This is a genomic window from Shewanella sp. 125m-7 (assembly GCF_052977045.1).
The window spans coordinates 14,263-26,850 of sequence record NZ_JBRILQ010000026.1 but is presented as its reverse complement, the minus strand read 5'-3'; the positions used below and the strand labels follow the sequence as shown (position 1 = coordinate 26,850).

At 45.5% G+C, this 12,588-nt stretch carries 12 protein-coding genes; 8 read left to right on the top strand and 4 right to left on the bottom strand.

The genetic code is table 11. From position 1 onward, the window contains the following. Positions 1-27: 27 nt before the first annotated feature. Together ACVBIL_RS12855 and ACVBIL_RS12850 are read right to left on the bottom strand one after the other, a co-directional pair. Positions 28-1,335: a sigma-54 interaction domain-containing protein gene (locus ACVBIL_RS12855; protein ID WP_447167370.1), complete on the bottom strand. Its 1,308-nt coding sequence runs from the start codon at positions 1,333-1,335 to the stop codon at positions 28-30. Continuing rightward, entirely contained in the window at positions 1,322-2,230 is a 909-nt protein-coding gene (locus ACVBIL_RS12850) for an OmpA family protein (RefSeq protein ID WP_447167369.1), read from the bottom strand. Before ACVBIL_RS12850 ends, ACVBIL_RS12855 begins: the two co-directional genes overlap by 14 nt. A gap of 554 nt (positions 2,231-2,784) precedes the next feature. Here ACVBIL_RS12850 and ACVBIL_RS12845 point away from each other — a divergent pair. The 8 genes from ACVBIL_RS12845 to flhA all read left to right on the top strand — a co-directional run bounded on the left by ACVBIL_RS12845 (position 2,785) and on the right by flhA (position 9,284). After that, positions 2,785-3,666, top strand: coding sequence for a FliM/FliN family flagellar motor switch protein (locus tag ACVBIL_RS12845; protein ID WP_447167368.1), 882 nt, complete (start codon positions 2,785-2,787; stop codon positions 3,664-3,666). Further along, positions 3,659-4,015 (top strand): flagellar motor switch protein FliN, encoded by a 357-nt coding sequence (gene fliN, locus ACVBIL_RS12840; RefSeq protein WP_447167367.1) that lies wholly within the window; start codon positions 3,659-3,661, stop codon positions 4,013-4,015. Before ACVBIL_RS12845 ends, fliN begins: the two co-directional genes overlap by 8 nt. Positions 4,016-4,017: 2 nt before the next feature. Then, complete coding sequence (fliP, locus tag ACVBIL_RS12835) at positions 4,018-4,746, top strand: flagellar type III secretion system pore protein FliP (RefSeq protein WP_447167366.1); 729 nt, start codon at positions 4,018-4,020, stop codon at positions 4,744-4,746. A gap of 35 nt (positions 4,747-4,781) precedes the next feature. Then, on the top strand, positions 4,782-4,928 hold the full coding sequence (locus tag ACVBIL_RS12830; RefSeq protein ID WP_447167365.1) for a hypothetical protein: 147 nt from the start codon (positions 4,782-4,784) through the stop codon (positions 4,926-4,928). Between the two features lie 4 nt (positions 4,929-4,932). Further along, positions 4,933-5,202: a flagellar biosynthesis protein FliQ gene (fliQ, locus tag ACVBIL_RS12825; RefSeq protein WP_447167364.1), complete on the top strand. Its 270-nt coding sequence runs from the start codon at positions 4,933-4,935 to the stop codon at positions 5,200-5,202. A 78-nt stretch (positions 5,203-5,280) separates the two neighbouring features. Beyond that, a complete protein-coding gene (gene fliR, locus ACVBIL_RS12820; RefSeq protein WP_447167363.1) occupies positions 5,281-6,060 on the top strand; it encodes a flagellar biosynthetic protein FliR in 780 nt (259 codons plus the stop codon). Then, a complete protein-coding gene (gene flhB / locus ACVBIL_RS12815; RefSeq protein WP_447167362.1) occupies positions 6,057-7,187 on the top strand; it encodes a flagellar biosynthesis protein FlhB in 1,131 nt (376 codons plus the stop codon). Before fliR ends, flhB begins: the two co-directional genes overlap by 4 nt. A gap of 15 nt (positions 7,188-7,202) precedes the next feature. Then, positions 7,203-9,284 (top strand): flagellar biosynthesis protein FlhA, encoded by a 2,082-nt coding sequence (flhA, locus tag ACVBIL_RS12810; protein WP_447167361.1) that lies wholly within the window; start codon positions 7,203-7,205, stop codon positions 9,282-9,284. Between the two features lie 69 nt (positions 9,285-9,353). On the opposite strand, the gene ACVBIL_RS12805 is transcribed toward flhA, so the two are convergent. After that, a complete protein-coding gene (locus ACVBIL_RS12805) occupies positions 9,354-10,343 on the bottom strand; it encodes an alpha/beta fold hydrolase (protein WP_447167360.1) in 990 nt (329 codons plus the stop codon). A gap of 272 nt (positions 10,344-10,615) precedes the next feature. Next, positions 10,616-12,406, bottom strand: coding sequence for a DUF885 domain-containing protein (locus tag ACVBIL_RS12800; protein ID WP_447167359.1), 1,791 nt, complete (start codon positions 12,404-12,406; stop codon positions 10,616-10,618). Positions 12,407-12,588 lie beyond the last annotated feature (182 nt).

Below are 12,588 nucleotides of genomic sequence, written 5' to 3'. Positions count from 1 at the left end.
AATTCTCTTGATAAACCTAGACTATGATTACGCGGCATGACCTGCTTGAGCGAGGAGCCGTTCAATATCGATCCCCTCTTCTCGCATTTGCGCCAGCTTGTATCGCAATGCTCGTGTTGTCATACCCAAGGCTTCAGCCGTTTGGATCCTATGGCCGTTATGACGCTTCAGTGTGTCAATAATATATTGGAACTCAGCCTGGCGTTTAGAGGCCTTTAGCCCTAACTCATTTTGCTCCACTAAGATTGAACCGTCTTGATTTTCGAGACCGAGATCTTCTGCTTGTAAGGCTTGGCCGCGGCGCATCACCAGCGCGCGTTGGATGGTATTTTCGAGTTCACGCACATTGCCGGGCCAGTTGTGGCTCAAGAGTAAGTTTCGTGCTTGCTCACTGAAGTAGCATTGCTGGTTAGCGGCAAGAATTTTGTATCGCTGCAGAAAATGCTCAGCGATAGGCAGAATGTCTTCACGTCTCTGACGCAGCGGTAATATCTTGATTGGCAACACATCCAAACGATAGAAGAGATCTTGTCTAAATTTGCCATCTTGCACCGCCTGGCGCAGATCTTTGTTGGTGGCGGCAATAACCCGAATATCTAACTTAATCGATTTATGACTACCTAATCGCTCAACTTCTCTTTCCTGCAATACCCGTAGTAATTTGGCTTGCAAAAGCAGAGGCATCTCACCGATTTCATCGAGCAGCAGCGTTCCGCCATTGGCGAGTTCGAATTTTCCGGGCTGGTCTGTTGTCGCACCGGTAAATGCGCCTTTGATATGCCCAAACAGGATCGACTCTAAAATGCTTTCAGGGATAGCGGCGCAGTTGATTGCGATAAAGGCTTTGTCAGCACGATTGGAATGACGGTGAATATAGCGAGCTAGTGGCTCTTTACCTGTGCCGCTTTCACCTGTAAGTAGCACTGTGGCTTCTGTATTGGCAGCGCGATGAGCCAGCATGAGCAATTGGCGACTGACAGGGGCCGCGCAAATTAACTCGTTATTGGGCAGTTCTAGTCGGCGCAATCTTTGTAGTAGTGAACACAGTTGCTCTTCATCTATCGGCAGTAACAAATAATCTTGTACACCACACTGCATGGCGATACTGGCAAGCTCGGTTTGTTCTGGGTTAAGCAGGGCGACTTGGTGCTTACCCGGAAATTGTCGTAGCCGTACCGGTACATCCTGACTCGTGCAATGAGAAAGGTTGATCAAGCTTAACCAGGGGGTGTCTTTGTTATTGGGCAACCATAAATCAAAGCCCTGTTGTATCAACCTATTCTGGCTCGATTGGGTTAGATCTGCATCGACAAATCTTAAACTAGAATGATTCATTTTGTGCTCTCGAAGCTGGGGTCACAGAATTTGCTGCAGACTTTACTAGGCGCAAAGTGACTCGACGGTTTAGCTCTCGTCCTTCAGTGCTGTTATTACTGGCGATTGGGGCTCGGGTACCGTGATGGCGTGTTTGGATCATCTTGGCTGACACCCCAAGCTCTATTAGCCTTGAGACCACCTCATCGGAGCGTTCTTTACTAAGCACTAAGTTGGCTAAGTGCTCACCGGATGCATCGGCATGACCGTCTACCAATACTTCTACAATACTCGGATCGGCTTGAAGGTAACGATAAATGGCATAGAGGTCTTGTTCATGAGTCGCATTCAAAAGACTTGAGCTAGGGGCAAACAAGAATTCTAAGCGTCGCAAGTAGGTGAAGGGTTTTGGCAGTAATTGCTGGCGACAAAGTCTAAATTGATTCGCCACTGAGCGGGTTGATACAGGGCTGGCATTGACTAGGTATTGGTTGTCAGTATTAGTGATAGCGACTTGCCAGGTGTGCCCTTGCTCTAGCGCTTCTAAAAAAGCGGCGGTATTTTTCTGGCTGATTGCTTGTGAGCCAAACCAGTGCAGTGAGGTCGTGGCGATAGGCTGATGCGTTTGTGCCTGCCAAGATGCGGCAACGACAGAGGCTTGGCTCTGTGCGTTATTTAAATTAAGCCAGTCAGCTTGCAAAGCAAAACTCAATGCTTCACCAGGATTCGCTTTTAAGGCGAACGTACCAAAGCTTGCGACTTTATGAGTAATCTCACAACCAAATTGATCTCCTGCAAATTGCCAATGGGCTTGTTCAAAAGGAGTTTGATAGTTAATAGGTGCCGCTAATGCGCTATTTGTGATGTTTGTACAAATAAAAATTAAACAGATTAATATATAAACTGATGGTTTCAATTTCCCATAACCCTTAAAAGTAAAGACTGTGTTTTTATTGTTTTTATGTTTGTATTTTTTAAGGTTGCCAATTAAACACGTAATATTAAAGTATGTAAAACTTTTTATTTTTATTTTGTGTGTAAATCATCTTTTTAAAACTTAAGCTAAAGTTGAGTGTGTTTTTTGTAGATGTACTGTAAGCTTGCGATTATTATAGATAGTCATTTCGTTGATTACTTTTAATACTACCATTGAGTCTTTCTCATTAATTACGCCTTAAGTTTATTTGTAACGTGTTGTTTTTATGGTTATTTTTTATTTCAGCTTAAAATGTTGAAATTAAATTAAAGTTTTTGTGAAAATGGTCGCTTTATAGTTGGCTTTGTTTTTGGCTTTGTTTTTGGCTATAGCGTTTTTATTTTAGGGTCATGGTTTGAATTTGTTTGGTAATGCGTTTTGTTATATTTGTTGCGAGTTTTATTTATTTAGTCATTATTTTGTCGGTCGTCATTTAAATAGCTATTTTTAATTGAGCGTCGATTATTTGACGTTGTTTTGTTGTGAGATTTAAGATGAAAACTACTGCTAAAGCCAATTTAATTAAATCTAGTCAAGGAATAGAAATTAGACCTGTTGCCCTGATCAAAGAGAAGTTAGCGAGAAGTCGATTATTGGTACAATTAGATCAATGCTTGCGTCCGATAATGGATGCCGTAAATGAATTACTACACCCGATTATTCGTCAAGGCCATCATGCGTTATCACAAGTTTCGTTAACTACGAAAACAAGTTCGTGTGTACCTGAATTGCATCATGCTTGGTTCTCATTAAGTTATAATCGAATCGCACTAGGCTGGTGGCGAATTGATAAATGTACTTTAGATCAGTTAGCGAGTGGCTATTATGGTGCTTTTTCTAGTACGCCAAAATCGCCATTAAGATCGCCTAGTCAATCTGAGTTTCGCTTGGTAAAGCGCCTTATGATAGCGGCAATTAAACGCTTGCCCATCACTGAGATAGATGAGAATGCGCTTGAATTAGAACTTATTACTAATGAAACCCCTATTAAGGCGCCTGTCTGCTGTGAGCTGAGTTTTCCTGCTGCCCATAGTGGCCCTCCTATCTTATTTTTTATGAGCGAACACTTACTTGGCTTGATGGCCGAATTACCGAGCCAATATCAAGCCGATCCCGCTTTATCTGAAAAGCTAGCGCACAGACTCAGACAGATCCCATTAAGAGTGTTACTCGAGCTTGGGCATCAAAGTACATCTTTGACTTCACTACAAAATCTGGCTGTGGGTGATATTTTGCCTATGAATCTGCATTCACGTTGTCCTGTGACTGTAGGTAAGCGCCCTCTTTTTTATGCCACGGTTCATACCCATGAGGGGCAAATGGTGGCCAAACTGACTCAAGAAGCCTTTTACATGGAGGAGCAATCCAATGGCTGAACATAACATTTTGCACGATGAAGATTTTTTATTGGATGATGAGTTTTTTGCTGAGGAGGAGAACCATCAGCCAAAGCCTCAAGCTAAGCCAGTTAAAGATATGTCTTTTTTCCATCAACTACCTGTGCAGGTGACCTTAGAGTTAGCCAGTGCTGAGATGTCATTGGGAGAATTGACGAAAATGGGCGAGGGCGATGTAGTGGCACTCGATCGTATGGTTGGTGAGCCTTTAGATATTCGAGTGAATGGTGCCTTGCTAGGCAGAGGTGAGGTGGTTGAGGTGAATGGCCGTTATGGTGTGCGCTTGCTTGAAGTGGAAGCTATCAGTCTAACAGGAGCAAATGACTGATTATGTGGCGAGTTTTGCTGATTCTACTCTTAGGCTTCTCATCGACGGCTTATGCCAATGATGGCTTAACATTATTCACGTTAAATGATGGTGCAGAGACTGAGTCTGTGAGCGTAAAGTTGGAAATTTTGGCACTGATGACAGTGCTAAGTTTCCTGCCCGCTATGTTGATGATGCTTACCAGCTTTACTCGTATCATTGTGGTATTGGGGATACTACGCCAAGCATTAGGCTTGCAGCAAAGCCCTCCCAATAAGGTGTTGATCGGAATCGCATTAGTAATGACGATATTTATCATGCGCCCAGTTGGAGAGGAGATTTATGATAAGGCTTTCTTACCTTACGATCAGGGGCTAATTGAGTTACCTGAGGCGGTAGAGCGTGGAGAGAAACCGCTGCGTCAGTTTATGTTGGCACAAACTCGTGAAACCGATCTTGAGCAAATGCTAAAGATAGCCGATGAACCGACAACCTTGACCGCGGATGAGATCCCCTTTTTTGTGCTGATGCCAGCCTTTGTTTTGAGCGAATTGAAAACGGCTTTTCAGATTGGTTTCTTGCTATTTTTACCCTTTTTGGTGATCGATCTAGTGGTTGCAAGCGTGTTGATGTCTATGGGCATGATGATGCTGTCACCCTTGATTATTTCATTGCCATTTAAATTAATGGTCTTTGTATTAGTCGATGGCTGGTCGATGACGGTGAGTACCTTAGTGGCCAGTTATGGTTAGCCTAGATTCTATTGCGCGATTAGGAAGGTTTTTAAATGAGTATTAGGCTGCAGGATGAGCGGGGATCTACTGTCTCCATCGCCGATATTATTTATCTGTTGCTCGGCTTGGTGATGCTCGGCTTAGTGGCATTAAATGACTGGCCTACTATCATCTCTATGCTCATAGCCGGGGTGTTTTAGCCTTATGGATGTGAATGAACTGACATCCTTCTTTGCTGATGCCGTTTATTTGGTGATCGCTATGGTCGGAGTCTTAGTGCTGCCAAGTTTAATCGTCGGTTTGGTTGTTGCTGTATTTCAAGCGGCAACCCAGGTGAATGAGCAAACCTTAAGCTTTTTACCTCGTTTGGTTATCACTCTGCTAATGGTGCTATTTGCTGGTGAATGGATGTTGTTACAGATGAGCGACTTCTTCCAGCGCCTGTTTCTTAACATTCCTCACCTGATAGGCTGAGACAATTGCGTAATTTGAATAAGATTGTAGCTAAAAAAGTTCAAGCTAACAGCTATTCAAACTTAAATGGTTAGCTAAATGCTGTCTCTTACCTCTATTCAACTTAGTACTTTTATTGGCACCTTTTGGTGGCCATTCTGCCGGATTATGGGCGCCTTTATGGTCATGCCATTTTTAAGCAGTACTTATATCCCAGTCACGGTACGAATTTTACTCGCATTAACATTATCGGCGCTGATAGCGCCAATGTTACCGCCATTACCTGAAGTTGATGCAATCTCGATACAGGCACTTTTACTCGCCATTGAGCAGCTGCTGGTAGGGTTTATGATGGCGTTGTTTCTCACCATTATGCTCTATGTTATGACGCAGCTCGGTGAGATGCTATCGATGCAGATGGGTCTGGCGATGGCGGTGATGAACGACCCCTCAAGTGGTGGCTCACACCCTATTCTTGGTCAATGGTTCCTGCTCTATGGCACCTTGGTATTTTTAGTGCTTGATGGGCACTTGGTGGCGATTGGTGTACTGGTCGATAGCTTTAGATTATGGCCTGTCGGTATGGGCGTGTTTGACCTACCGTTAATGGGGCTAATCGGTCGCATTAGCTGGCTATTTGCTGTTTCGTTTATGCTTGCTATTCCTTCAATCCTTGCCATGTTAATGGTCAATATTACCTTCGGTGTATTGAGCCGTTCGGCGCCGTCACTCAACGTTTTCGCTCTGGGCTTCCCTATGTCAATGTTGATGGGGCTGCTATGCGTTTTCTTCTCGTTCAGTGGTTTACCCAGTCGCTATAGTGATCTCTGTTTAGATGCCTTGTCTGCTATGTATCAGTTTATTGGGGGGATAACATGAGTAAAGATACTGGGCAGAGTAAAACGGAAGATGCAACACCCAAGAAGCTTAAACAAGCCCGTGATCAGGGGCAGGTGCCTCGCTCAAAAGATTTCACCTCTGCCGCTTTAGTTATTGGTTGCGCACTATTACTCACGACCAGTGCTGGTGAGATTGGCGCGAGAGTAGCGCAGTTAGCGCGAACCAATATGCTATTCACTAAAGCGCAATTAGATGAACCAGGCATGATGACTCGCCATTTAGGGCAGGCGCTGCTGGAGATCCTCTATATTCTTGCTCCGCTATTTATCTTGGTGGCTCTGATCGCCATGATCGCCGGAGCTATGCCGGGTGGCTGGATATTTAACTTTGGTAACGCAGGCTTTAAATACAGCCGTATCGATCCGATTGCGGGTCTTGGCAGAATGGTATCGATTAAATCGTTTGCTGAACTGCCTAAGTCAGTACTTAAGATTGTGCTGCTAGGCGGGATCATGTTGGTTTTTCTTGATAAGAACTTGCAAACCCTACTGACATTTTCTCAATTGCCAATCGATGAAGCGATTACGCGTGTGATCGATATGCTATCGCTCGGGGTGTTTTATTTAGGGTTGGGACTGTTATTCATCGCTTGTATCGATCTGCCCTATCAGTATTGGCAACATCACAATGAGCTGAAGATGTCGCTGCAAGAGGTTAAAGATGAGCATAAGCAGCAAGAGGGTAAGCCTGAGATCAAGGCTAAGATCCGCCAAATGCAGCAACGTATTAGTCGCTCAAGAGCCGATGTCTCCATTCCTAATGCCGACGTGCTTTTGGTTAACCCGACTCATTATGCCGTCGCACTAAAGTACGATGCTAACAAAGCCGATGCGCCTTATGTACTGACTAAGGGCACAGATGAGTTGGCGCTTTATATGCGAGACGTTGCTAAGCGCCATGGTGTGGAGATCTTAGAATTGCCCCCACTCACTAGGGCAATTTATTACTCGACCAATATTGAGCAACAGATCCCCGCAGCCCTTTTTGTGGCGATTGCTCATGTACTGACATATGTCATGCAAATTAGGGCTGCAAGGCAGGGCAAACAAGCTAAGCCTGATCCTCTACCTCACTTTTTTATTCCTAATAACTTACGACACGATTAAAGGATATCTGATTTAATGAACTGGTTTTCGCGTACTTTTACCGGTAGCCCTGGCTATATAGGTATTCCTATTATGCTATTGGCCGTATTGGCGATGGTGATGCTGCCTTTACCGCCATGGTTATTGGATATCCTATTTACCTTTAACATCGTGTTGGCTGTGATGGTACTGCTGGCCAGTGTGTCGATTCGCAGGCCACTGGAACTTTCAGTTTTTCCTACCGTCTTGCTATTAGCAACTCTGTTGCGATTAACCTTGAACGTTGCCTCCACGCGTGTGGTGTTAATTGAAGGCCATGAAGGGGGCGATGCTGCGGGTAAAGTCATTCAGGCATTCGGTGAAGTGGTTATCGGCGGTAATTATGTCGTCGGTGGCGTGGTCTTCTTAATCTTGATGATCATTAACTTTGTAGTGATCACTAAGGGTGGTGAGCGGATCTCCGAGGTTTCGGCACGTTTTACCCTTGACGCCTTACCCGGTAAACAGATGGCGATCGATGCCGATCTCAATGCGGGAGTGTTGACTCAGGAGCAGGCGAGAGAAAGACGTCAAGATGTTGCGCGAGAAGCCGACTTCTATGGTTCGATGGACGGTGCCTCTAAGTTTGTTCGTGGTGATGCGATTGCCAGTATGCTTATCTTAGCCATCAACATGCTTGGCGGCTTGGCAATCGGTATCTTCATGCATGACTTAGGTGTCGGCGACGCATTTAAGACCTATGCATTACTGACTATCGGTGATGGCTTAGTCGCTCAGATCCCTTCTCTGTTATTGGCGACAGCTGCTGCGATTATTGTGACTCGAGTTTCAGACGCCGAAGAGATGCCTGAACAGCTGCGCAATCAATTGTTGGCGAACCCTAAAACACTGGCTACTTCTGCGGGTGTGATGTTTATTCTAGGTATCGTGCCTGGAATGCCGACTTTTGTGTTCCTCTCGTTTGCTGCTTTACTAGGCTTTGCTGCATGGAAGCAGGAAAAACGAGGGCCGGTGATAAAAGAGTCGAAAATAGATCAGCAGTTAGAGAATAACTTAAGCGAGCCTTCAGCGCCGAGTTGGGATGCGCTGCCTTATACCGATTTGATTGAGGTGCGTTTAGGTTACCGTTTGGTGCACTTAGTTGAGCGCAGTAAAGGCGCCGAGCTGCAAAAGCGCTTAACGGGTATTCGCCGCACCTTATCTGAACAAGCAGGTTTCTTACTGTCTGAGGTCAGAGTTCGCGATAACTTGTCGTTGGCCCCCAACGCCTATCAAATTAGCATGATGGGCAATCCAGTGGTAACTGCCGAGCTGGAGCCTGATCGTTTAATGGCGATTAAGAGTGGCCCTGTATTTGGCGATATCGATGGGATTATTACCAAAGAGCCCGCCTATCAAATGGATGCAATTTGGGTTGAACAAGACAACAAAGCTAAGGCGTTGAACTTAGGCTATTCGGTAGTGGATAACGCGACGGTTATCGCCACCCATGTGAGTAAGCTTATTAGAGAGTCGCTACCCGATATGTTGCAACATGACGACGTATTGGCGCTTAGCGATCGACTTGCAAAGCAATCGCCTAAATTGGCAGAGGCACTCAATAGCGCCTTGACGCCTATCTTGCAACTTAAGGTATATCGCTTATTGCTTAAAGAGCAGGTATCACTAAAGGATATCCGTACCATAGCGACGACCTTGCTCGATTGCAGTGAAAACAGTAAAGACCCAGTACTGCTTGCCGCTGATGTGCGCTGCGCCCTGCGTAACTCGATTTTACACTCGATAGTCGGTACTGCAACTAAGCTGAATGTGATGACTCTGGCACCAGAATTAGAGCAAACCTTGATGGTGGCACTCAATCAATCACAGCAGCAGGGAAAGGTTGCTCTCGATAGTTTCCCGGTTGATCCGCAATTGCTGGCTCAGTTACAGCAGCGGATGCCGCAACTATTGGCCGAGGCAAAAGAGCAAGGTCATAGCCCGCTGTTATTAGTCTCTCCACCACTGCGTCCTATCTTAGCGCGCTATGCACTCGCCTTTGCGCGGGGTTTACATGTGCTGTCTTACAATGAGATCCCCGAGACGCGGGAGCTGATGGTGGCAGGCCAGTTAGGCTAAACGAAAACAAACAATAAAAGGGATAGCGTTGAGCTATCCCTTTTGCTATTAACGCATTTTGACTTGATGCTACCTTGCTTGTTGCTGGCCCGCTTGGTTTAAGAAGCTGAGTAAGGCATTCAGTGCTTGATTACGCGGCTTGTCACGTTCCATAAAGATCTCATGGCGCGCGTAAGGTATTTTTGTCAGCTTACATAAGCCATTAATCGCTCGCTTCTGGGCTCGATTATCCACGATAGTATCTTCTTCAGCCTGCAATATCAGTAATGGGACTTTGCTATTTCGTGCAGCATCAACGGCTTGCTCTGCTGCATCGATAGATTCGACTAACCAATGATTGGTGGGTGAACCTAACTGCAGTTGCGGATTTTTTTGATAGAGCTCGCGGTAATCTTCATAACGCAATTTGCTGTTGGTCAGATCGTTGTTATCGAACGATTCGGCATGATAGCCTTTGCCGCCTAATATATAGTTAGGTTGTTTATGGTTATCGAGTAGTGCAGCTAAACGGCGGATGAACCCTCTGGGTAGCGGTAGTTTTATGCCATACATAGGCGCAGAAAATACCGCGGCTTTAAAGGTTGCTGGATACTGTTGTAAATACAGGGTACCGATAGCCCCGCCCATCGAGTGACCAAGCAAGTAATAGTTTTCACTTGGCAGTGGTTTAACTATTTTAGTGACAAATTCGGCGAAATCGTCGACATATCGCTGGAACTTGTCGATATATCCCTGCTCAGGGTTAGCGGTTGTACGCGCCGATAACCCTTGGCCACGATGATCGATAGCAAATAGGCTGTAGCCTTGTTGGTATAGATCAAACATCAGCTCTTTATACTTTAAATACGATTCTACTCGGCCATTGCTAATCACAATGGTGCCTATGCTATTGGGGTGAGTGATGCGGGCATAGGCCAATGTGATGTCGTCATGAGTCTTAAACGTGGCTTGGCTGACTTGCTGCCAAAAGACTTTTTGCTCAGGGCTATTTAAATGGTGCTCAGATGAAAAATGGGCAGTTTGCTTATTTGTCATATAAGGCTCAGTAGCTATCGACATAATGTAGTTCTATTAAGTGATCTTGCATGCAGTGTAACAAACTTGTTTAGCCAGACTCTAGCGAAACCTAAGCGATTAAACCACGAAGCGCTCACTTCGTTTGCTACACGGAGGACACGAAGAAAAGATGGATTTCCTTCGTGCTCTTCGTGTCCTCTGTGGTCCATTTTTATCTTTTAACGTCATCAGATTTTTTTGAGTTCGTCGTTAAGTGAATGGCATTACGGCTAATGCCATTCACTTTATCCTGTATGAGGTCGTGGTGGCATTGACTAGATGGCGACCTTTTGAGCTGCGATAAAATCGTTTATCTGCTGCTCAAGTATCGACATAGGCACCGACCCGTTTGCCAATATCGCATCGTGGAAGGCGCGAATATCGAAATTCTCACCAAGTTCAGCTTCAGCCTGAGCGCGTAAGCGTTTAATGGTCAACTCGCCAATCTTGTATGACAAAGCTTGTCCAGGCCAGTTAATGTAGCGGTCAATCTCAGTGGTGACATTATGCATCGACAATGCAGTATTGCTGGCCATAAAGTCGATTGCTTGTTGACGAGTCCAGCCTTTGGCGTGCATGCCGGTATCGACCACTAGGCGTGCTGCGCGCCACATTTCGTAAGTTAAGCGGCCAAAGTTACTATAAGGGTCTTGATAGAAGCCCGCTTCTAAGCCTAGGTACTCTGAGTAGAGTCCCCAGCCTTCACCAAAGGCCGATATGTAGCTGTAGCGGCGAAAATCTGGCAGGTTGGTTAGCTCTTGGTTTAGCGCAATCTGTAAATGATGTCCTGGCACTGCCTCATGTAGAGTTAATGCCTCCATCTCATACAGTGGGCGTTTATCGAGGGCATAAGTGTTGACCCAATAATAGCCCGGCTCATCATTGCGGTTAGAGCCAGAGTAACGCCCCGTGGTGTATTTCGGCGCGATTTCAGCTGGAACGGGCTCAATACCGTAGGGCTGGCGCGGCAGCTTGCCAAAATACTTTGGCAACATGGCGTCGGCTTTCTTGGCGATAAAGGCCGCTTCTTTTAGCAACTCTTCTGCGGTCTTAGGGTAAAACTGTGGATCGGTGCGTAAAAAGTGCAGGAATTCGGCAAAACTGCCCTCAAAACCGACTTGTTCGATGATCTGCTGCATCTCACCGCGAATACGCTTCACTTCTTGCAAGCCAAGTTGGTGCACTTCATCCGACGTCATATCTAAGGTGGTGTAATAGCGCACACGATTTTCATAGAAGGCTTCACCATCGGGAAGATCGTAGGTTGCGATGCTTATCCGAGTGTGAGGAATATATTCGCGAGTGATGAAATCGAAGAAAGCTTGGTACTGGGGAAGCACGGTGTCTTGCACCAGGGTGCGGCCTTGCTCGGTAAGCCCTGCTTTCTCAGCCTCAGTAAAGTGTGATGGATACTGAGTAAATGGTTTGAAGTAACCACTGTCTTCGACTGGTACGATAAAGGCGGTGATACTGGTTTCAAAGCCTTTGAGAGTGGCTTTAGCTGGAGTGATGCCGCTGGCGAGACCCTGTTTTAACCAGTAAGTTTGCTGTTCGAAATAGCTAGGCAGTGCTTGCAGTTGCTTAATATAGTTTTGATAGTCTTCGACCTTGGCAAAGCGGCCTTTAGTGATGGAGGCTATATAAGCGTGAAAGCCTCCTTCGGCCGATATCGGCATGTAATGATCTTTATAGCGATATTGGTCGACATCATTTTGTAATTGGTCGCGCAGTATTTGTGCGTTAATCGCATCTTCTTTGCTTAAGCTGTTTTTGTCTATCTTTACTAATTGCTTCAACAATTGCTGTTTGCGCTGATCGAGCGCTTCAAGTGCAGCGGGTGATAGGTCTTGTAGTTTTCCTGCAGCACTTTTGTCACCCAGTGAGTAAGCAAAGCTAGGGCTTGCGTCTAAAGCTATCTGCCAAGCGCCATCGATAAGCGATTGTAGTTGAGTATTGCTGGCAACCTGTTGAGTGCTGACATCTTGCTGCGGTGCTGTCGTTATTGTAGTGTTTTGGCAGGCGCTTAGGCTTAATACCAGTACAGAGGGGAGTAGGTATTTATACATGAATTGTCCATTATTGTTTTAATTTTCAGCTTGATTATGCCGTTATGACCAGCAAAGGTCACGGATGAAAATTAAACTAAATGTGACTAGAAGTGTTTGCAGGTTTGGGGGAAAGGAGTCACTAAGAGCATTTTTGGACTTATTAGAGACAAAAAAACCGGCTAATGCCGGTTTTTTTGGTA